This is a genomic window from Streptomyces tagetis (genome assembly GCF_018069565.1).
In the GTDB taxonomy this organism is placed as follows: Bacteria; Actinomycetota; Actinomycetes; order Streptomycetales; family Streptomycetaceae; genus Streptomyces; species Streptomyces tagetis.
Genome location: NZ_JAGPNL010000008.1, coordinates 164,839 through 184,319, shown reverse-complemented (window position 1 = coordinate 184,319; position 19,481 = coordinate 164,839). Strand labels below are relative to the sequence as shown.

At 73.7% G+C, this 19,481-nt stretch carries 19 protein-coding genes and 1 pseudogene; 14 read left to right on the top strand and 6 right to left on the bottom strand.

Annotation, left to right across the window (positions count from 1 at the left end):
* From J5Y05_RS25195 to J5Y05_RS25185, 3 genes and pseudogenes are all read right to left on the bottom strand, one after another.
* Positions 1–269, bottom strand: a pseudogene (locus tag J5Y05_RS25195) (FMN-binding protein); the annotation flags it as partial.
* Positions 270–345: 76 nt separating this feature from the next.
* Positions 346–1,728, bottom strand: a complete 1,383-nt coding sequence (locus J5Y05_RS25190) for a ferredoxin reductase family protein (protein WP_210875362.1) — start codon at positions 1,726–1,728, stop codon at positions 346–348.
* Positions 1,729–1,919: 191 nt separating this feature from the next.
* Positions 1,920–2,642 (bottom strand): L,D-transpeptidase family protein, encoded by a 723-nt coding sequence (locus J5Y05_RS25185; RefSeq protein ID WP_210875361.1) that lies wholly within the window; start codon positions 2,640–2,642, stop codon positions 1,920–1,922.
* Between the two features lie 296 nt (positions 2,643–2,938).
* On the opposite strand from J5Y05_RS25185, the gene J5Y05_RS25180 reads away from it, so the two are divergent.
* From J5Y05_RS25180 to J5Y05_RS25160, 5 genes are all read left to right on the top strand, one after another.
* The gene (locus tag J5Y05_RS25180) at positions 2,939–4,132 is read left to right on the top strand and encodes an argininosuccinate synthase (protein ID WP_210875360.1); all 1,194 of its coding nucleotides are present in this window, start codon (positions 2,939–2,941) and stop codon (positions 4,130–4,132) included.
* Positions 4,133–4,231: 99 nt separating this feature from the next.
* Positions 4,232–5,659, top strand: coding sequence for an argininosuccinate lyase (gene argH, locus J5Y05_RS25175; protein ID WP_210875359.1), 1,428 nt, complete (start codon positions 4,232–4,234; stop codon positions 5,657–5,659).
* A 70-nt stretch (positions 5,660–5,729) separates the two neighbouring features.
* Entirely contained in the window at positions 5,730–6,701 is a 972-nt protein-coding gene (locus tag J5Y05_RS25170; protein WP_210875358.1) for an aldo/keto reductase, read from the top strand.
* A 146-nt stretch (positions 6,702–6,847) separates the two neighbouring features.
* Positions 6,848–7,399 (top strand): TetR/AcrR family transcriptional regulator, encoded by a 552-nt coding sequence (locus tag J5Y05_RS25165; RefSeq protein WP_210875357.1) that lies wholly within the window; start codon positions 6,848–6,850, stop codon positions 7,397–7,399.
* The gene (locus J5Y05_RS25160) at positions 7,396–8,934 is read left to right on the top strand and encodes an MFS transporter (RefSeq protein ID WP_210875356.1); all 1,539 of its coding nucleotides are present in this window, start codon (positions 7,396–7,398) and stop codon (positions 8,932–8,934) included. The genes J5Y05_RS25165 and J5Y05_RS25160 overlap by 4 nt, the downstream gene beginning before the upstream one ends.
* Positions 8,935–9,274: 340 nt before the next feature.
* Here J5Y05_RS25160 and J5Y05_RS25155 read toward each other — a convergent pair whose 3' ends face one another.
* Positions 9,275–9,904: a lysophospholipid acyltransferase family protein gene (locus J5Y05_RS25155; RefSeq protein ID WP_247615280.1), complete on the bottom strand. Its 630-nt coding sequence runs from the start codon at positions 9,902–9,904 to the stop codon at positions 9,275–9,277.
* Positions 9,905–10,294: 390 nt separating this feature from the next.
* Here J5Y05_RS25155 and J5Y05_RS25150 point away from each other — a divergent pair, with 390 nt between their 5' ends.
* The 3 genes from J5Y05_RS25150 to J5Y05_RS25140 all read left to right on the top strand — a co-directional run bounded on the left by J5Y05_RS25150 (position 10,295) and on the right by J5Y05_RS25140 (position 12,651).
* Positions 10,295–11,524, top strand: a complete 1,230-nt coding sequence (locus tag J5Y05_RS25150) for a glycerophosphodiester phosphodiesterase (protein WP_210875354.1) — start codon at positions 10,295–10,297, stop codon at positions 11,522–11,524.
* A 76-nt stretch (positions 11,525–11,600) separates the two neighbouring features.
* Positions 11,601–12,095 (top strand): sigma-70 family RNA polymerase sigma factor, encoded by a 495-nt coding sequence (locus J5Y05_RS25145; protein WP_210875353.1) that lies wholly within the window; start codon positions 11,601–11,603, stop codon positions 12,093–12,095.
* Between the two features lie 58 nt (positions 12,096–12,153).
* The gene (locus J5Y05_RS25140; RefSeq protein ID WP_210875536.1) at positions 12,154–12,651 is read left to right on the top strand and encodes a GNAT family N-acetyltransferase; all 498 of its coding nucleotides are present in this window, start codon (positions 12,154–12,156) and stop codon (positions 12,649–12,651) included.
* Between the two features lie 55 nt (positions 12,652–12,706).
* On the opposite strand, the gene J5Y05_RS25135 is transcribed toward J5Y05_RS25140, so the two are convergent.
* Together J5Y05_RS25135 and J5Y05_RS25130 are read right to left on the bottom strand one after the other, a co-directional pair.
* The gene (locus J5Y05_RS25135) at positions 12,707–13,123 is read right to left on the bottom strand and encodes a hypothetical protein (protein WP_210875535.1); all 417 of its coding nucleotides are present in this window, start codon (positions 13,121–13,123) and stop codon (positions 12,707–12,709) included.
* Position 13,124: 1 nt separating this feature from the next.
* On the bottom strand, positions 13,125–13,484 hold the full coding sequence (locus J5Y05_RS25130) for a hypothetical protein (protein ID WP_210875352.1): 360 nt from the start codon (positions 13,482–13,484) through the stop codon (positions 13,125–13,127).
* 119 nt (positions 13,485–13,603) lie between these two features.
* Here J5Y05_RS25130 and J5Y05_RS25125 point away from each other — a divergent pair, with 119 nt between their 5' ends.
* The 6 genes from J5Y05_RS25125 to cbiE all read left to right on the top strand — a co-directional run bounded on the left by J5Y05_RS25125 (position 13,604) and on the right by cbiE (position 19,449).
* Positions 13,604–14,260, top strand: coding sequence for an HAD family hydrolase (locus tag J5Y05_RS25125; RefSeq protein WP_210875351.1), 657 nt, complete (start codon positions 13,604–13,606; stop codon positions 14,258–14,260).
* Between the two features lie 406 nt (positions 14,261–14,666).
* Positions 14,667–15,707: a methionine ABC transporter ATP-binding protein gene (locus J5Y05_RS25120; RefSeq protein ID WP_210875350.1), complete on the top strand. Its 1,041-nt coding sequence runs from the start codon at positions 14,667–14,669 to the stop codon at positions 15,705–15,707.
* Positions 15,704–16,441: a methionine ABC transporter permease gene (locus J5Y05_RS25115; RefSeq protein ID WP_210875349.1), complete on the top strand. Its 738-nt coding sequence runs from the start codon at positions 15,704–15,706 to the stop codon at positions 16,439–16,441. Before J5Y05_RS25120 ends, J5Y05_RS25115 begins: the two co-directional genes overlap by 4 nt.
* A 78-nt stretch (positions 16,442–16,519) precedes the next feature.
* Positions 16,520–17,347: a MetQ/NlpA family ABC transporter substrate-binding protein gene (locus tag J5Y05_RS25110; protein WP_210875348.1), complete on the top strand. Its 828-nt coding sequence runs from the start codon at positions 16,520–16,522 to the stop codon at positions 17,345–17,347.
* Positions 17,348–17,473: 126 nt separating this feature from the next.
* Positions 17,474–18,109 carry a GNAT family N-acetyltransferase gene (locus J5Y05_RS25105; protein WP_210875347.1) on the top strand — a complete coding sequence of 212 codons (636 nt, stop codon included), beginning with the start codon at positions 17,474–17,476 and terminating at the stop codon, positions 18,107–18,109.
* 119 nt (positions 18,110–18,228) lie between these two features.
* Positions 18,229–19,449 (top strand): precorrin-6y C5,15-methyltransferase (decarboxylating) subunit CbiE, encoded by a 1,221-nt coding sequence (gene cbiE, locus J5Y05_RS25100; protein WP_210875346.1) that lies wholly within the window; start codon positions 18,229–18,231, stop codon positions 19,447–19,449.
* Positions 19,450–19,481 lie beyond the last annotated feature (32 nt).

Genomic DNA, 19,481 nt, shown 5'->3' with positions numbered 1-19,481 from the left:
TGGACCGCCTCCGCGGCGGTGACCTTCCCCCCGGCCAGCGTGAGCCGCACCTGCACCGGGCCGTACTGGGTGTTCGCCGCGTCGCCGGTGACCGTGCCGTCGCCGGCGCCCCGGCCGCCCTGCGGCTGCGCCGCCGCCGGCGGGGCCGTGCCCGCCGCCGACACCGAGCCGGGGTCGGACGCCGGCTTCAGGGACAGCAGCAGCACGATCCCGGACACGGTCGCGGCGCCGGCCAGCACCGCCCGCCGGACGGGGTGGCTCTTCCTCATCGCTTCGCAAACTCCTGATTCATGGTTCCCCGGGGGCCCCGAGGCCCCCGGCGGTCGAACGTCCGGTCCGCGCCGCTCACATCTCGAACGACTCGTGGTGGATACGGCGGGCCGGGACCCCCGCACCGCGCAGGGCCTCGTACACCGACTGGGCGAAGCCGGGCGGCCCGCACATGAAGACGTCGTGCCGGTCGACGTCCGGGATCTTGCGGCGCAGGGAGTCCGCCGAGATGTCCGGGCGTTCCCCGTCCGGGCTGTTGACCGCGTACATCAGCCGGGCCCCGCGCTCCTCGGCGATCCGGGCCAGCTCGTCCCAGAGGGCCAGCTCCTGGGTGCTGTTGGCCCGGTAGAGCAGGGTGATGTCACCGGCGGCGCCGGGCAGCGTCTCGAAGAGCGCCCGCATCGGCGTGATGCCGACCCCGCCCGCCACCAGCAGCACCTTGCCGCGGCTGCGGCGCTGGGCGGTCATCGCCCCGTACGGGCCCTCCGCCCACACCCGGGTGCCGGGGGTCAGCTCGCGCAGCCGGGTGCTGTGGTCGCCGATCGCCTTCACGGTGATCCGCAGCCGCTCCGGGCGCGGGGCGGCCGACAGCGAGTACGGGTGCGAGCTGAAGCGCATCCCCGGGGCCATGAAGCGCCAGCGGAAGAACTGCCCGGCCTCCGCGCCCATCCGGTGCAGCTTGCGGCCGGTGATCAGCACCGACACGATCCCCGGCGCCTCCTCGATCACCGCCTCGACCCGCATCCGGTGCCGCAGGTTCAGCCGCAGCGGGGTCAGCACCCGGTACCAGAGCACCAGCGCGGTCACCGTCCCGTACAGCGCGTACCAGACGGTCGTGGCGACCGGGTCCACGGCGAACTCGTTGCCGGTGGTGAGCTGGTGCCAGAAGGTCAGGAACACCGACACGTAGGTGAGCAGGTGCACGTGGTACCAGGCGTCGTACGGGATGCGGCGGCGGACCGGGCCGATGGAGATCAGGCCGATGAAGACCAGGATTCCGGTGCCGATGGCGGCCTTGCCCATGTCGGGCAGGCCGTTCACGGAGGAGACCGTCTGCGCGACCAGGTCGCCGAGGCCCTTGCCGGCCTGCGCCGCGTACCCCCACATCGTCAGGAAGACGTGGGCGACGACCAGGCAGAGCGTGTACCGGCCGCTCATGGCGTGCCAGCGGGCCACCCGGTCGGAGCCCACCCGCCGCTCCAGGGCGGGGACCCGGGCCATCTGGAGCACCACGAGGGCCATCAGGTAGCCGGCCAGCAGACCGGTGATGCGCCCCGCGTTCACGAGCCGGCCGGCGTCGTCGGAGATGGCGGGTGTGTTGCGCCACCACAGCCACAACACACCCGCCGCGCCCGCCCATACGGCGAGCAGCAAAGGGACGGCCGGGGATCGGCGGGGACGGATGCGGCGCATCGTCTGGCGGCGGGCGGCACGGCCGCCGGCGAGCGTGGTGGTCACGGTTCCTCCGTGGGGACTTGGCCCTTGGACCACAGATACGCGCGCCGCCGCCCCCGCGTTCAGCCGTTCCGGGTACTGGTCGGGGCCGGTTCGCGCGGGCCTCGGCACGGCCTGCCCCGGGGTGGCCCGGGAGGCCGGGCGGGGGAGGTCCGCGCGGGCCCCGCGAGGCGTGCCCCGGGTGCCCGGCGAGGTCAGGCGCGGGCGAGGGCCGTCGGACCCTGTGCCGTCCCGATCGCCAGGTGCGGACGGGCCGCCGGGTCGGCCCAGCGCAGGATGCGCCGCATCGCCTCGGCCGGCACCGAGACGCAGCCGGCGGTCGCCCCGCGCCCGTCGACGTGCAGGAAGATGCCCGCCCCGCGCCCGCGCACCGGACGGTGGTAGTTGAAGCCGACGACCAGGGCGTGGGCGTACTGCACCGGATAGCCGGCCAGGCGCTCGGACTCGGCGGCGGCGCAGTCGGCGGCGAGCGGCTCGCTCCAGCGGTTGTAGGCGCGGGAGGCGTTGTCCTGGCACCACCAGGAGTCGGGGCCCACCGGCCGGTAGCGGTACGCCGTCCCGGCAGGCGCCGGCGCGGTGCCGAAGGCGTACGGCAGGTCGTACAGGCCGGTCGGGGTGGTCTCGGTGCCCTGGACGCGGGTGGCGCCGTCGGCGAGGCCGCGGGCGCCGAACCGGGCGGGCGCGGTGCCCGCCGCCACCCACCGCCCGTCCCGGCGCTCCCACCAGGTGAGCGTGCCGGAGGTGGAGCCGAGGTCCGGGGCGACGGCGGTGACGAGCTGGGTGCCGCCGCCGGTGTCCGCCATCCGGTCCGGCAGCGGCGCGGCGGGCGCCCCGGCGGCGGGGGCCGCCCCCGTCAGGGCGAGCAGGGCCGAGGCGGCGAGGAGAGCGAGGAGGTCGGGGAGGAGACCGGGGCGCATGGTGCCGAACGTAGCCGGGGGCGGCGCGGGCGGCAGCCCGGGAGGTCCGTCCGGGCCGGTCCGGTGTGCGCCCGGCGGGAGCGCCGGGCGGGTGCCGGCCGACGTCCTCGCGCCTCCCGTGGCCGCCCCGGCCGGCGCTTCGCGGGGCGGCCACGGTGCGCGGACCGGCATGCGTCCGCGCTCGACCGGGGGTACGGAAGGGGGCCCGCGGCCGTTCAGTGACCCCCGGGATTGACGAATCATGCGGAGTTCTGCATACTCATGCATGTCAGCGAATGCACTGTAAGGAGAAACCCGTGACCGAGCGCGTCGTACTCGCCTATTCCGGCGGTCTGGACACCTCCGTCGCCATCGGCTGGATCGCCGAGGAGACGGGCGCCGAGGTCATCGCCGTTGCCGTGGACGTCGGCCAGGGCGGCGAGGACCTGGACGTCATCCGCAAGCGCGCGCTCGCCTGCGGTGCCGTCGAGGCCGAGGTCGCGGACGCCAAGGACGAGTTCGCCGACGAGTACTGCCTCCCGGCGATCAAGGCCAACGCCCTCTACATGGACCGCTACCCGCTGGTCTCCGCCCTGTCCCGGCCGACCATCGTCAAGCACCTCGTCGCCGCCGCCCAGAAGCACGGCGCCACCACCGTCGCCCACGGCTGCACCGGCAAGGGCAACGACCAGGTCCGCTTCGAGGCCGGCATCGTCGCCCTCGCCCCCGACCTGAAGTGCATCGCCCCGGTCCGCGACTACGCCATGACCCGCGACAAGGCCATCGCCTTCTGCGAGGACAAGGGCCTGCCCATCGCCACCACCAAGAAGTCCCCGTACTCGATCGACCAGAACGTCTTCGGCCGCGCCATCGAGACCGGCTTCCTGGAGGACATCTGGAACGCCCCGATCGAGGACATCTACGAGTACACGCAGAACCCGGCCGCCGCCCGCGAGGCCGACGAGGTGATCATCTCCTTCAAGGAGGGCGTCCCGGTCGCCATCGACGGCAAGCCCGTCACCGTCCTCCAGGCCATCCAGCAGCTCAACGAGCGCGCCGGAGCCCAGGGCATCGGCCGGATCGACATGGTCGAGGACCGCCTGGTCGGCATCAAGTCCCGCGAGGTCTACGAGGCCCCCGGCGCGATGGCCCTGATCACCGCCCACCAGGAGCTGGAGAGCGTCACCGTCGAGCGCGAACTCGCCCGCTACAAGCGGCAGGTCGAGCAGCGCTGGAGCGAACTGGTCTACGACGGCCTGTGGTTCTCCCCGCTCAAGCGCGCCCTGGACGGCTTCGTCGACGAGGCCAACCGCCACGTCACCGGCGACATCCGGATGACCCTGCACGGCGGTCGCGCCGTCGTCACCGGCCGGCGCTCCGAGTCGTCGCTGTACGACTTCAACCTCGCCACCTACGACACCGGCGACAGCTTCGACCAGGCCGCCGCCAAGGGCTTCATCGACATCTACAGCCTCTCCGCGAAGATCGCCGCCAAGCGGGACCTCGCGTAACCCCGGGGCAGAGCCCCGCACGCACTAGCCTGGCGACCGCCTCCCCGCACCGCGCGGGGAGGCGGTGGCACATCCGCACCCCTCCCGAGGAGCACGCAAGTGAGCAGCAACAGCGGTGACGTACGGCTCTGGGGCGGCCGTTTCGCCGACGGTCCCGCCGAGGCCCTGGCGAAGCTGTCCGCCTCCGTCCACTTCGACTGGCGGCTCGCGCCCTACGACATCGCCGGCTCGCGTGCCCACGCGCGCGTGCTGCACCGCGCCGGACTGCTCACCGAGGACGAGCTGACCCGCATGATCGAGGGGCTCGGCCGGCTGGAGGCCGACGTCGCCTCCGGCGCCTTCACCGGCACCATCGCCGACGAGGACGTGCACACCGCCCTGGAGCGCGGACTGCTGGAGCGCCTCGGGCCCGACCTGGGCGGCAAGCTGCGCGCCGGCCGCTCCCGCAACGACCAGGTCGCCACCCTCTTCCGGATGTACCTGCGCGACCACGCCCGGGTCCTCGGCGCGCTGATCGCCGACCTCCAGGACGCCCTGGTCGGTCTCGCCGAGGCCCACCCGGACGTGGCCATGCCCGGCCGCACCCACCTCCAGCACGCCCAGCCGGTGCTCTTCGCCCACCACGTCCTCGCCCACGTCCAGGCGCTCTCCCGGGACGCGGAGCGGCTGCGCCAGTGGGACGAGCGGACCGCGGTCTCCCCGTACGGCTCGGGCGCGCTGGCCGGCTCCTCGCTCGGCCTGGACCCGGAGGCGGTCGCCCGCGACCTCGGCTTCGAGCACGGCAGCGCCGCCAACTCCATCGACGGCACGGCCTCCCGGGACTTCGTCGCCGAGTTCGCCTTCGTCACCGCGATGATCGGCGTGAACGTCTCCCGGATCGCCGAGGAGATCATCATCTGGAACACGAAGGAGTTCTCCTTCGTCACCCTGCACGACGCCTTCTCCACCGGCTCCTCGATCATGCCGCAGAAGAAGAACCCGGACATCGCCGAGCTGGCCCGCGGCAAGTCCGGCCGTCTGATCGGCAACCTGACCGGCCTCATGGCCACCCTCAAGGCGCTGCCGCTCGCGTACAACCGCGACCTCCAGGAGGACAAGGAGCCGGTCTTCGACTCCATCGACCAGTTGGAGGTCCTGCTCCCCGCCTTCACCGGCATGATGGCCACCCTCACCGTGCACCGCGAGCGCATGGAGGAGCTGGCCCCGGCCGGTTTCTCGCTCGCCACCGACATCGCCGAGTGGCTGGTCAAGCAGGGCGTGCCGTTCCGCGTCGCGCACGAGGTGGCCGGCGAGTGCGTCAAGGCCGCCGAGGCCGAGGGCAAGGAACTCGACGAGCTGACCGACGAGCAGTTCGCCAAGATCTCCGCCCACCTCACCCCCGAGGTGCGCACCGTCCTGAACGTCCCCGGCGCCCTCGCCTCCCGCAACGGACGCGGCGGCACCGCGCCCGAGGCGGTCGCCGTCCAGCTCGCCGAGGTCAAGGCCGACGTGGCGGCGCAGCACGCCTGGGCGGACGCCCGCAGGTGAGGTGAGGCGGGGGCATCACGGGTTACGTTGGTCCGGCAACCGCCAGGAGACGACCGAACGGGAGCCCGTGATGCCCTTCGCCCGACTGGCCTCGGCCACGACCCCGACCAGCCGCCTCGGCCTGGGACTCGCCGCCGTCGGGCGGCCCGGCTACATCAACCTGGGCCGTGACCGGGACCTGCCGCCCGAGCGCACCGTCGACGCGCTGCGCACCCGCACCCACGAACTCCTCGACGCCGCCTACGCCCAGGGCGTCCGCTACGTCGACGCGGCCCGCTCCTACGGCCGCTCCGAGGAGTTCCTCGCCGACTGGCTCGCCCGGCGGCCCGACGCCGCCGACGTGGTGGTCGGCAGCAAATGGGGCTACACGTACACCGCCGACTGGTCCGCCGACGCCGAGCGGCACGAGGTCAAGGACCACTCCCTCGCCGCCTACGAGCGCCAGAGCGCCGAGTCCGAGGCGCTGCTCGGCGACCGGCTCGACCTGTACCAGATCCACTCGGTGACCCCGGACAGCCCCGCCCTCACCGACCGGGAGCTGCACGCCCGGCTCGCCGAGGCCGCCGGGCGGGGCCACACCGTCGGCTTCTCCACCAGCGGCCCGGACCAGGCCGCCGCGATCCGCGCCGCCCTCGCCGTCCGCGTCGACGACGAGCCGCTCTTCCGCACCGTGCAGTCCACCTACAACGCCCTGGAGACCTCCGCGGCGCCCGCCCTCGCCGAGGCCCACGAGGCCGGCCTCACGGTGATCGTCAAGGAGGGCATGGCCAACGGCCGGCTGGCCGGTCCCGAGGCCCCCGAGGAACTGCGGGCGGTGGCCGGGGAGACCGGTCAGGGCTGCGACGCGGTGGCCCTGGCGCTCGCCCTGCGGCAGCCGTGGGCGGGCGTCGTCCTCTCCGGCGCCGCCACCGCCCTCCAGCTCGCCTCCAACCTGCACGCCGCAGTCGTCGACCTCACCGACGACCAGCTCACCCGCCTCGCCGGCCTGGCCGAGGACCCGCGCGCCTACTGGGAGCGGCGCGGCCGGCTGCCCTGGCACTGACCCGGGGCCCGGCCCAGGTCCGGGGCGGACGGGCCCGCCCGGCCAGGCCCAGGCCCGGGGCGGACGGCCGTTTCCCTCCGCCGTCGCCGTGAGACCCGTATGCCCCGGATGAGACATCACTGTCTCACATGGGTTACTGTCGTCTCATGGCTGTCGATCGTGACCACGTGCTCCGCAGCGCCGCGGACCTGCTGACCCGCAAGGCCACCGCCACCATGGACGAGGTGGCCAGGGCGGCGGGCATCAGCCGCGCCACGCTGCACCGCCAGTTCGCCGGGCGCGACGCGCTCGTCCGGGCACTGGAGGCGCACGGCATCGCCGCGTGCGGGGCCGCGCTGGACGCCGCCCGCACCGAGGAGGGCACCGCCGCGGACGCGGTGCGCCGGCTGGTGGCCGCGATCGAGCCCCACGCGGGCCTGCTGGCCTTCCTCTACACGGAGAACCAGCTCTTCGAGGGCGAGGAGCAGAACGCCGGCTGGACGGAGCTGGACGAGCGGGTCGCCGCCCTCTTCCGCCGCGGCCAGGAAAGCGGCGAGTTCCGCCTCGACCTCACCCCGGCCTGGCTCACCGAGGCGCTCTACGGCCTGCTGGCCTCCGGCGCCTGGGCGGTCTCCGAGGGCCGCCTCGCCCGCAACGACCTCACCCACATGATCGTCGAGCTGCTGCTCGGCGGCGCGCTCCGGAGAGAGACCTCATGACCCGCACCCTGCGGCCGGCCCCCGAAACACGGGAACAGGGGCGCCCCGGCCGCTGGCTGGCACTGTCCGTCCTGGTCCTGGCCGTCCTGCTGGTGGCCGTCGACGCGACCGTGCTCGGGCTCGCCACCCCCTTCATCAGCGAGGACCTGCGCCCGACGGGCACCCAGTTGCTGTGGATCGGCGACGTCTACTCCTTCGTGATCGCCGGACTGCTCGTCTCCATGGGCAGCCTCGGCGACCGGATCGGACGCAAGCGCGTCCTCCTTGCCGGTGCCACCGCCTTCGGCCTCGTCTCGGTCCTCAACGCCTACGCCACCAGCCCCGAGCTGCTGATCGCCGCCCGTGCGCTGCTCGGCGTCGCCGGCGCCACCCTCATGCCCGCCACACTCGCGCTGATCCGCAACCTCTTCCACGACCCGCGCGAGCGCAGCCTCGCCATCGGCATCTGGGGCGCCACCGCCTCGGCCGGCATGGCGGTCGGCCCGATCGTCGGCGGATTCCTGCTGGAGCACTTCTGGTGGGGCTCGGTCTTCCTGATCAACCTGCCCGTGATGGCCGTCCTGGTCGCCGTCGGCGCCCGGCTGCTGCCCGAGTCCCGCGACCCGCGGCCCGGCCCCTGGGACCTGCCGAGCGTCGTGCTCTCCATGGCCGGACTGGTCGGCGTGGTCTACGCGATCAAGGAGGCCGCCGCGCACGGCTTCGGCTGGAACATCCCGGCCGCGGGCCTGGTCGGCGCCGCCGCGCTGTACGCGTTCGTGCGCCGCCAGCTCACCCTGCCGCATCCGCTGCTCGACGTGCGGCTCTTCCGCGGCCGGGGGTTCAGCGGCGCGGTCCTGGCCGACCTGCTCACCATCCTCGGCCTCTCCGGGCTGGTCTTCTTCCTCTCCCAGTTCCTGCAACTGGTGCAGGACCGCTCGCCGCTGGAGGCGGGTCTCGCCGAACTGCCCGCCGCGGTCGGCGCGGTGGCGGCCGGACTCCTCGCGGGCCGCGCGGCCCGGCGGTACTCGGTCCGCGTCGTGGTCTCCGGCGGACTCGCGGCGGTCGGGCTGGCCCTCGCCGCCCTGACCACCATCGGACGCCACACCGGTTACCCGATGCTCGGCACGGCCCTGCTCTTCGTCGGGCTCGGCGCCGGGTTCGCCTTCACGGTCACCTCCGACGTGATCCTCTCCAGCGTGCCCCCGCAGCAGGCCGGCGCCGCCTCCGCGGTCTCCGAGACGGCCTACGAACTCGGCGCCGCGCTCGGCATCGCCCTGCTCGGCTCCATCGTCAACGGGGTCTACCGGGACTTCACCGGCCCGGCGGGCACCCCGGCGGCGGCCCACGAGTCGCTGGGCGGCGCGGTGGAGGCGGCGGGCGCGCTGCCGGCGCAGACCGCGCGGGCGATGCTGGACGCGGCCCGCGACTCCTTCGTCGAGGGGCTGACCCTCGCCGCCGGCGCGGGCGCCGTGGTCCTGCTGGCCGCCGCCGGCGCGGCCTGGCACCTGCTGCGCGGCCAGCGCCTGGGCGACGGCGAGAGCGCCGGACCGGCGTAGCGGGGGTCAGGGCCTGGTCCGGCCCCCCGCTACGGGGGGGGCAGGGTCTGGCCCGGCCCGGGGCCCCGCGCCGGGGGCCGGGGGCGGTTCGTCTCGCGGCCAGGCTCCGTCTCCCGGCCAGGTTCCGTCTCCCGGCCCGGTTCGGGCCTGGGTCCGGTTCGGGCCAGGTTCGGGCCTTGGCCCGGTTCCGTCCTTCGCCCGGTTCGGGCCTCGGTCCGGTTCCGGTCTCGGTCCGGTCCGGGCTGAGCCCGGCACCCTCCGGGCGGCTCCGGTCCGGTCCCGGGACGGACGACGGGCGGGCCGCTTTCCAGCGGCCCGCCCGTCGCACGTCCTCGCGGTCCTACGCGGCCTTCGCCTTGCTCGCGTACATGTCCACGTACTCCTGGCCGGAGAGCCGCATCACCTCGGTCATCACCGAGTCCGTCACCGCCCGCAGGACGTAGCGGTCGCGGTCCATGCCCTCGTAGCGGGAGAACTCCAGCGGCTCGCCGAAGCGCACCGTGACCCGGCCCGGCCGGGGCAGGCCCTTGCCGCCCGGCTGGAGCTTGTCGGTGCCGATCATGGCGAACGGGACCACCGGGGCGCCGGTCATCAGCGTGAGCCGCGCGATGCCGGTGCGGCCCCGGTAGAGGCGGCCGTCGGGGGAGCGGGTGCCCTCCGGGTAGATGCCGAAGACGTTGCCCTCCTCCAGCACCCGGCGGCCCGTCATCAGCGCCGCGACCCCGCCCCGGCCGCCGTCGCGGTCGACCGGGATCATGCCGACGCCGGTGAAGAACCAGGCCATCAGCCGGCCCTTGAGCCCCTTGCCGGTGACGTACTCGTCCTTGCCGATGAAGAAGACCTGGCGGTCGCAGACGATCGGCAGGATCACCGAGTCGATGAAGGTCAGGTGGTTCCCGGCCAGGATCACCGGGCCGTCACCGGGGATGCGCTCCACGCCCTCCACCCGTGGGCGGAACATCAAGCGCATGAGCGGACCGAGCACTGCCTTGATGAACGCGAAGCGGGACAACGGGTCCTCCGGTGTCGGGTATGCGGTACGACTCTGTGCAGGTGAGGACATTACTCGCGGTCAGGGGGGTGGCGCACGTCGGGTTCACGGATCTCCCGCACCGTGTTGACACGCGTTCACCGGCCCGACACGCCGTGGGGCGGCGTCCGGCGGGGGCACGGCGAGGTGAGGCAGGCCGCGTCCGGTGTCGCGCCCCGTGCCCGACGGGCCGTCAGCCGACCGCGTCACCCGCTCGCCGAGGCGACACCCCGCCACCCCCGCGCGTTCCGGCCACGGTCCCCCGATGGTCATGTACGCGCCCCTACGATCGGCGCGCATCCGACGGTGGTCACACGGCAGGAGGGCGTCATGGCGAAGCGGCGGCAGGACGGACGGCGGCAGGACGGACGGCAGCAGGACGGCACGGCGGAGCGTGCGGGCGGTACGGGGCGGCGGGCCCTGCTCGGCGCGGCGGTGCTCGGCGCGGGCGGCGCCGTGCTCGGGGCGGCCGGGACGGCCCACGCCGGCACCGCGAACGCCGCGCCCGCCGGGAGCGGCAAGGGCCCCGGCCGCGGCGGGCTGCGGAGCCTGCCCGTCCCCACGGTCATCGCCCACCGCGGCGCCAGCGGCTACCGGCCCGAGCACACGCTCGGCTCCTACCAGCTCGCCCTCGACCTGGGCGCCGACGTCGTCGAGGCCGGCGACCTCGTCCCCACCCGTGACGGCCACCTGGTCTGCCGCCACGAGCCGGAGATCGGCGGCACCACGGACGTCGCGGACCACCGCGAGTTCGCCGGGCGCCGGCGCACCAAGGTGCTCGACGGGGTCCCCACCACCGGCTGGTTCACCGAGGACTTCACGCTCGCCGAGCTGAAGAGGCTGCGCGCCACCGAGCGCATCCCGGCCAACCGCCCGCACAACACCCTCTACGACGGCCGCTGGCCGATCCCGACCTTCGAGGAGGTGCTCCGCTGGCAGGACGAGCAGAGCCGCCGTCGGGGCACGACGGTCTGGATCTACCCCGAGCTGAAGCACCCCGCCTACTTCCGCTCCCTGGGTCTTAGCACCGAGGAGCGCCTGGCCGGGCTGCTGCGCCGGTACGGCAAGGACCGCGAGGACTCGCCCGTCATCGTCCAGTCCTTCGAGCCCACCAGCGTCCAGCGGATGCGCGCCCTCGTCGGCAACCCGCTCGTCGTCCTGCTCTCCGACGCGAAGAGCCGCCCCTGGGACTTCGTCGAGGCCGGCGACCCGCGCACCACCGCCGACCTGATCACCCCGGCCGGGCTGCGCGAGATCGCCTCGTACGCGCAGGGCATCGGGCCCACCCTGGACCTCGTCGTCCCGCGCGGTGCCGACGGCCGCCTCACCCGGCCCACCGGCCTGGTGCGCGACGCCCACCGGGCCGGCCTCGTCCTGCACCCGTACACGATGCGCAACGAAAACCCCTTCCTGCCCGCCGAGTTCCGCGAGGGCGGCGACCCCGACGCGTACGGTGACGCCTTCGGCGCCTTCCGGGCGTACTTCGCCACCGGCATCGACGGCGTCTTCACCGACCAGCCGGACACCGCCCTGCTGGCCCGCGCGGACGTCAACCGCTAAGGCACGCAACCCCCTGTAAGGATGGCGTCGGGCCGCCCGCGCAACCCACCGGGCGGGTGGCCGCGTCGCCTCGCACATGACGCACGACCTGGTCGTCTCGCTGGGCCCGCTGCTCACCGCGGAGGCCGCGGCCGAGGCATATGCCGTCGGGGCCGAGCCCGGCGACCTCGAACAGGCGGTCTGGCTCCGCCTCCTGGAACGCCTCAGCGCCCACGGCCCGCCCCGCGACCCGCACCGCTGGCTGCGCAGCGCCGTCCGTTTCGAGGCCCGCCGCACCCGCCGTACCGCCCGCGCCGAGCGGCCCTACGCGCGGGAACCGGCCGACGCCGCCGACCCCGGCCCCGAACAGCTCGCCCTCGCCGCCGCCCGCCGCCGCGTCCTGCGCGAGGCCGTGGACCGGCTGCCCGGCCGCTGCCCCCGGCTGCTGGAGGCCCTGTTCTCCCCGCGAGACCTCACCTACCGGGAGATCGCGGGGGAGTTGGGTATCTCACAGGGCAGTCTCGGTCCGGAACGTTCCCGATGTCTGGGATGTCTGCGGAGATTGCTGACTCCGGAGGTTGCGGCCCGCTGAGGCGGGGGATAGGAGTGGGGGACCCACAGGTGATCAGGTGAGCGGGAGGCATGCGCACATGGGCATGAGCGTGACCATCTCGGCGGCGACCGACGAGGACGCCGAGCAGATCTTCCGGTTGCAGTACCTCTGCTTCCAGAGCGAGGCGGCGCTGTACGGCAACTACCGCATCGACCCGCTCGTGCAGAGCCTCGACTCCGTCCGCGCGGAGGTCGCCGGCGACTGCGTCGTCGTGGCCCGGCTCGGCGACGAGGTGATCGGCGCGGTGCGCGGCCGGGTCTCCGAGGACGGCGCCGCCGCCATCGGCAAGCTCTGCGTCCACCCCCGCCTCCAGGGCCACGGCATCGGCGCCCGCCTGCTGCGCGCCGCCGAGGCGGCCCTCGCGGAGGAGCGCGGAGCCAAGCGCTTCCGGCTGCACACCGGGCACCGCAGCGAGGGCCACCTGCGGCTCTACCGGCGCGTGGGGTACGAGCGGGTCGGCACCGCGCAGGGCGACGACGGCGTCCCGATGATCGTCCTGGAGAAGCCGGCGGAGACCTACGCGGCCACCGCCTGAGCGGCACCCGGGCCCCGGCCCATGCCGGGGCCCCGGCCCATGCCGGGGCCCCGGCCTACGCCGCGCGGCCCTTGCGCAGCCAGTACAGGGCGGAGAGCGGCAGCAGGACCGGGATGAAGAGGTAGCCCATCCCGTACTCCGACCACACGGTCGCGTCCGGGAACGCGGACGGCTCCACCAGGGTCCAGGTGCCGACCGTCACGACGCCCACCAGCTCGGCGGCGCAGCACACCACCGCGGCCTTGCGCGCCGTCTCCCCGCCGCGCACCAGGGTGTAGGTGATGAAGCCGTAGACGAGGCCGGCCAGCGCCGAGAGCGTGTAGGCGAGCGGCGCCCGGTCGAACTCGGTGGCGATCTGGTAGACGGAGCGCGACACCGCGCCCACCACCATGACCCCGTAGAGCCAGACCAGCAGGATGCCGGGCCCGCCGCTCAGCCGGGTCCGGGCCGGCTTCTCCCCGGTCGCCACCATCTCAGCCTCCCCAGATGTCATACAGTCGCACCTCCAGCACGGCGAGGACGACACCGCCGGCGGCGACCGTCACCGAGCCCCAGCGGGTGCGCTCGGCCAGCGACATGAACGCCGCCGCCGGTACGCAGGCGAACGCGCCCAGCAGGTACGCCACGAAGATCGCCGTGCCCTGCTCCGGCTTCTCGCCCCGCGCCAGTCGCACCACGCCGATCACGAGCTGGACCACGGCCAGCAGCGAGACCACGGCCATGCCGATGAAGTGCCAGTCCTTCGTCGGCTGGTCACGGTAGGCGGCCCAGCCGCACCAGGCGGCGAGCAGCAGCGCGGCGACACCGGTCACCAGCGTCAGGACGTCAACCATGGATGCGACCCTATTACGGGCCAAAAGGCCCCCCGCGCGCGACCCCGCCCGGCGCCGGGGGATCGGGGCGCGCTCCCCGCCCGGCCGGGTTCCGCGGGCGCCGCCGTAGGGTCGGGGACATGAAGATCCACGCCCAGGCCCTGCTGTTCGACAACGACGGAACCCTCGTCTCCTCCCTCGAATCCGTGCGCCGCTGCTGGACGCGGTGGGCCGGTGAGTACGGGGTCACCGCGGAGGAGTTCGCGCGCGTCGAACTGCACGGGCGCACGGCGGCGGAGATCGCCGCCGACCTGCTGCCCGCCCACCTCGTCGACCGGGCGGTGGCGCGGATCGAGGACCTGGAGGTCGAGGACGTGCCCAACGGCGGCGCCCGCCCGCTCCCCGGCACCCGCGAGGTCCTCGGCGCCCTGGCCGGCGGCACCGTCCCGTGGGCCGTCGTCACCTCGGCCACCCGGCGCCTGGCCGAGGCCCGCCTCCGCGCGGCCGGCATCGCCCCCACCACCCTCGTCACCGCCGCCGACATCACCCGCGGCAAGCCCGACCCCGAGCCCTACCTGCTCGGCGCCCGCGCCCTCGGCGTCGACCCGGCGGCCTGCGTGGTCTTCGAGGACGCCCCCGCCGGACTCCGCTCGGGCAAGGCCGCCGGCATGACCACCGTGGCGTTGGCCACAACCCACCCGGCCGGCGAACTCGACGCCGACCTGGTGGTCGAGGACCTCTCCGCCCTGTCGCTGCTGGTCACCGACGCGGGCGTGGAGATATCCGTCCGGGGCTGAACCGCGCCGCCCGGGAACCGGGCACCGTCCACGTCTGTCCACCATGCGGACAACGGTGTCCGCTCCCGGTCGCGGGTCTGCTTTACTGGCCCGCATGAGCACGACGAGCGACCGCACCCCCGCGACCGAGGCGATGATGACGCCCGGTGCTCGTCGCATGTGTCGAATGTGCGCCTGCTAGAGGGCCCCCGCACCACCTGAGACTCGCGCCCCGAAGCGAGCGACGGCCCGGGTCCGCCGCCGTGCACCGCAGCACGCGATGGCCCACGCCCCGCGCACACGTTTCTCCCCCCGGTCCACTCGCCACGGCGAGAACCGTGCCGCGTTCCGAAGCCCCCCGAAGAACAACGCCCCCGTGCCCGGCGTCACCTGACGCGCCGCGCACTCGACAGTGACGGAAACCCACGTGATCACCACATCGGGCCTCACCAAGGTCTACCGCTCACGCGGCCGCGAGGTCACCGCCCTGGACGGCGTCGACCTGCACGTCCGCGAGGGCGAGGTGTTCGGCGTCATCGGCCAGTCCGGCGCCGGCAAGTCCTCGCTCATCCGCTGCGTCAACCTCCTGGAGCGCCCCACCTCCGGCACGGTGACCGTCGCCGGTGAGGACCTCACCGCGCTCGCCGGCCGCGGCCCCCGGGCCGGCCGGGCGCTGCGGCAGGCGCGCAGCCGTATCGGCATGGTCTTCCAGCACTTCAACCTGCTCTCCTCGCGGACGGTGCGGGACAACGTCGAGCTGCCGTTGGAGATCCTGGGCATCACGGGGAAGGAACGTTCCCGCAAGGCGCTGGACCTGCTGGACCTGGTCGGGCTCGCCGACAAGGCCACGTCCTACCCGGCCCAGCTCTCCGGCGGACAGAAGCAGCGCGTCGGCATCGCCCGCGCCCTGGCCGGCGACCCCAAGGTCCTCCTCTCCGACGAGGCCACCAGCGCCCTCGACCCGGAGACCACCCGCTCCATCCTCCAGTTGCTGCGCGACCTCAACCGGCAACTGGGGCTGACCGTCCTGCTCATCACCCACGAGATGGACGTCGTCAAGAGCGTCTGCGACTCCGCCGCCCTCATGGAACACGGCCGGATCGTCGAGTCCGGCACCGTCGGCGAACTCCTCGCCACCCCGGGCTCCGAACTCGCCTCCGCCCTCTTCCCGGTGGGCGGCGAGGCGAGCGCCGCCGACCGGACCGTCCTCGACGTCACCTTCCACGGCGAGGCCGCCACCCAGCCGGTCATCTCCCAGCTCGCCCGCACGTACAACATCGACATCTCCATCCTGGGCGCCGCCATCGACACCGTCGGCGGCCTCCAGATCGGCCGGATGCGCATCGAACTCCCCGGCCGCTACGAGGACAACGTCGTGCCCGTCGGCTTCCTGCGCGAACAGGGCCTCCAGATCGACGTCGTGGAGTCCGCCGCCGAGCCGGTCCTCGTCAAGGAGAGTGCCAAGTGACCTGGTCCCAGATGCAGCCGCTGCTCGCCGAGGCCGGCCAGGAGACCCTGATCATGGTCGGCTGGTCCACCCTGATCGCCGTCGCCGGCGGCCTCCCCCTCGGCATCCTGCTCGTCCTGACCGACAAGGGCGGCCTGCTCCAGAACGTCCTGGTGAACCGGGTCATCGGGCAGATCGTGAACATCGGCCGCTCGCTGCCGTTCATCATCCTCATGGTCGCCCTGATGAGCTTCACCCGCTGGGTCACCGGCACCACCATCGGCAGCAGCGCCGCCATCGTGCCCCTCGCCATCGGCGGCATCCCGTTCTTCGCGCGGCTCGTCGAGACCGCCGTCCGCGAGGTCGACCACGGGCTCGTCGAGGCCGTCCAGGCCATGGGCGGCAACACCTGGACCGTCGTCCGCAAGGTCCTCGTCCCCGAGGCGCTGCCGTCGCTCATCGCCTCCACCACCACGACGGTCATCGCCCTCATCGGCTACTCGGCCATGGCCGGCACCGTCGGCGGCGGCGGACTCGGCGACCTCGCCGTCCGCTACGGCTACCAGCGCTTCGACACCGGCCTCATGTGGGTCACCGTCGCCGTCCTCGCCGTCGCCATCTCGGCCATCCAGTTCGCCGGCGACTTCGCGGCCCGCACCCTGCACCGCCGCGGCGCCGGCTCCTCGACGGCCCCCGCGCTGCGACTGCTGCGCCCCAGGAAGCCGGCCCCGGCCGACGCGGGCAAGGTCGCCTAGACCCCGCCCGTCCCCAGACTCCCCAGACTCCCCGTATCACCGAGACGGGGTCGCACCACCTCAGGAAAGGCACTTTTCGTGCGTAACACCGCCAAGATCACCACCGCCGTCCTCGCCGCCGGAGCCCTCACGCTGGGCCTCACCGCCTGCGGCTCCGACAAGGACTCCGCCTCCGACACCTCCGGCCCGCTGATCGTCGCCGCGAGCCCCACCCCGCACGCCGAGATCCTCAACTTCGTCAAGGACAACCTGGCGAAGAAGGCCGGTCTCGACCTGGAGGTCAAGGAGTTCACCGACTACGTCACGCCGAACACGGCGACGGAGGACGGCTCCGTGGGAGCCAACTACTTCCAGACCCAGCCGTACCTCGACGACTTCAACAAGAAGAACGGCACCAACGTCGTCTCCGTCGTCGACGTGCACCTGGAGCCGCTCGGCCTCTACTCCCACAAGATCAAGAAGGCCGACGAGCTGAAGAGCGGCGCGACCATCGCCGTTCCCAACGACACGGTCAACGAGGGCCGCGCCCTCCAGCTCCTCGCCGCCAACGGGCTCATCACGCTCAAGGACGGCGTCGGCACGGCGGCCACCCCCGCCGACATCACCGACAACCCGAAGAAGCTGAAGTTCAAGGAGCTGGAGGCCGCCCAGACGCCGCGCTCCCTGGACGACGTCGACGCCGCGGTCGTCAACGGCAACTACGCCATCGAGGCCGACCTCAAGCCGGCGAAGGACGCCCTCGTCCTGGAGTCCGCCGAGAACAACCCCAACAGCAACCTCCTCGCCGTCAAGAAGGGCCGCGAGGACGACCCGCGCGTCAAGAAGCTCGCCGAGCTGCTCACCTCGCCCGAGGTGAAGAAGTTCATCGAGGAGAAGTACGACGGCGCCGTCATCGCCTCCTTCTGATCCCGTCCGCCGCACCACGGGGTCCGCTCCGCCCGGAGTGGACCCCGTGGTGCGGTTGCGTGCTTTCATGCTGCATGCTGGGCAGTTCGACAGTCCCTGACGGTCACACAGGTTACGGAGCGGCGCATGACGAGCACCTTCCCCACCATCTCCATCAGCACGGAGCGGTTGGTGCTGCGCCCCCTCGACGAGGACGACGTCCCCGCCCTCGCGGCGATGATGAACGACGAGCAGACCGGCGCCTGGACCGACGTCCCCCAGCCCTTCGGCGAACAGGACGCACAGGTCTGGATCACCGAGGACGCCCCCGGCGAACGCGTCGCCGGCCGCGGGCTCGACCTCGCCGTCACCGAGTTCCTCACCCAGCGCCTGGTCGGCGTCGTCCGCCTCACCCGCACCGACTGGCACGTCAGGTCCACCGAACTGTCGTACATCGTCGCCCCCTGGGCCCGCGGCGAGGGCTACGCGGCCGAGGCCGCCCTCGCCGCCGCCCACTGGCTCTTCGGCGACCAGAAGTTCGAGCGCGTCGAGCTGCGCACCGCCGCCGACAACACCGCCGCCCAGCAGGTCGCCCAGAAGATCGGCTGCATCAGCGAGGGCGTCCTGCGCAACGCCTGCATAGCGCACGTCCGCGCCGAGGACGGCACCTGGAGCGACGTCCGTACCGACCTCATCGTCTGGAGCCTGCTCCCCGAGGACCTGGACGGCGCCGCGGAACAACTGGCCGACAGCGGTTTCACCACCTTCACCGACTGGAACTGACCTACGAGGGCCCCGGCGCCGCGGCCACGTCACGACGGCGGACCAGGTACCCTCACGGAGCCCCGCCCCTCGGGCGGCTCCGCGACCACGACCTGCGCAAACCCTGGAGACTGACGACGATGGCCGACCGGGTCACGGTGATCGGCTGGGACGGCTCGCCGCTGACCACGGCAGCTCGCGCCGCCCTCGGCGCCGCCACCCTGGTGGCCGGCGCGGCCCACCATCTGGCACTGCCGGAAGTGCCCCCCGCCGCCGAACGCATCCGCCTCGGCAGCGTCGCCCTCGCCGCCCGCCGCATCGCCGCCCACCGCGGCACGGCCGTCGTCCTCGCCGACGGCGACCCCGGCTTCTTCGGTGTCGTACGGACCCTGCGCGTCCCCGAGTTCGGCCTGGAGGTCGAGGTCGTCCCCGCCGTCTCCTCGGTCGCCACCGCCTTCGCCCGCGCCGGCATGCCCTGGGACGACGCCCAGGTCGTCGTCGCCCACCCGCGCACCCTGCGCCGCGCCGTGAACGTGTGCCGCGCCCACCCCAAGGTCGCCGTCCTCACCTCCCCGGGCGCCGGTCCGGCCGAACTCGGCCTCCTGATGGAGGGCGTGCACCGCACCTTCGTCATCTGCGAGGAACTCGGCACCGACCGCGAACGCGTCACCGTCGTCACCTCCGACAGGGCCGCCGACCACACCTGGCGCGACCCCAACGTGGTCGTCGTCGCCGGCGGCACCCCCGGCCAGGCCCCCGCCGCCGACGGCTGGATCACCGGCCGCGACCCGGCCGCCGGACCCCGCGGCTGGTCGCTGCCGTCCGAGGCGTACACCGGCCCCTTCGGCGAGGGCGAGACCGAACTGCTCCGCACCGCCCAGCTCGCCCGCCTCGGACCACGCCTGGGCGACCTCGTGTGGGACATCGGCTGCGGCAGCGGCGCCTTCGCCACCGAGTCCGCCCGCGCCGGCGCCGCCGTCATCGCCGTCGACCGCGACGTGCACGCCTGCGCCCGCACCGACGCCGCCGCCCGCCGCTTCGGCGTCCAGCTCCAGATCGTCCGCGGCACCGCCCCGCACGTCCTGGAGGACCTGCCCGAACCCGACGTCGTCCGGATCGGCGGCGGGGGCGCCCGGGTCGTCTCCGCGGTGGCCGACCGCCGCCCCCAGCGCATCGTCGCCCACGCCGCGACCCGCGACGACGCCGAACGCGTCGGCCGCGACCTGACCGAGCACGGATACCGGGTCGAGTGCGCGCTCCTCCAGTCCGTCGGACTCGACACCCGCGCCTGGACGGAGACGGAGCGGAGCGTGGTCTTCCTGCTCAGCGCGGAGATCCCGCGGCGCGAAGCCCCTCGTTGACCAGCGCCCGGCCGGGGGTCGGGCGGGGGCCG

Coding starts and splice junctions, on each gene's coding strand:
- J5Y05_RS25185 (WP_210875361.1), bottom strand. CDS start 2,642: ATGCGCCCCGGTCTCCTCCCCGACCTCCTCGCTCTCCTCGCCGCCTCG.
- J5Y05_RS25170 (WP_210875358.1), top strand. CDS start 5,730: ATGCCCTTCGCCCGACTGGCCTCGGCCACGACCCCGACCAGCCGCCTC.
- J5Y05_RS25165 (WP_210875357.1), top strand. CDS start 6,848: ATGGCTGTCGATCGTGACCACGTGCTCCGCAGCGCCGCGGACCTGCTG.
- J5Y05_RS25160 (WP_210875356.1), top strand. CDS start 7,396: ATGACCCGCACCCTGCGGCCGGCCCCCGAAACACGGGAACAGGGGCGC.
- J5Y05_RS25155 (WP_247615280.1), bottom strand. CDS start 9,904: ATGCGCTTGATGTTCCGCCCACGGGTGGAGGGCGTGGAGCGCATCCCC.
- J5Y05_RS25150 (WP_210875354.1), top strand. CDS start 10,295: ATGGCGAAGCGGCGGCAGGACGGACGGCGGCAGGACGGACGGCAGCAG.
- J5Y05_RS25145 (WP_210875353.1), top strand. CDS start 11,601: ATGACGCACGACCTGGTCGTCTCGCTGGGCCCGCTGCTCACCGCGGAG.
- J5Y05_RS25140 (WP_210875536.1), top strand. CDS start 12,154: ATGGGCATGAGCGTGACCATCTCGGCGGCGACCGACGAGGACGCCGAG.
- J5Y05_RS25135 (WP_210875535.1), bottom strand. CDS start 13,123: ATGGTGGCGACCGGGGAGAAGCCGGCCCGGACCCGGCTGAGCGGCGGG.
- J5Y05_RS25130 (WP_210875352.1), bottom strand. CDS start 13,484: ATGGTTGACGTCCTGACGCTGGTGACCGGTGTCGCCGCGCTGCTGCTC.
- J5Y05_RS25125 (WP_210875351.1), top strand. CDS start 13,604: ATGAAGATCCACGCCCAGGCCCTGCTGTTCGACAACGACGGAACCCTC.
- J5Y05_RS25105 (WP_210875347.1), top strand. CDS start 17,474: ATGACGAGCACCTTCCCCACCATCTCCATCAGCACGGAGCGGTTGGTG.
- cbiE (WP_210875346.1), top strand. CDS start 18,229: ATGGCCGACCGGGTCACGGTGATCGGCTGGGACGGCTCGCCGCTGACC.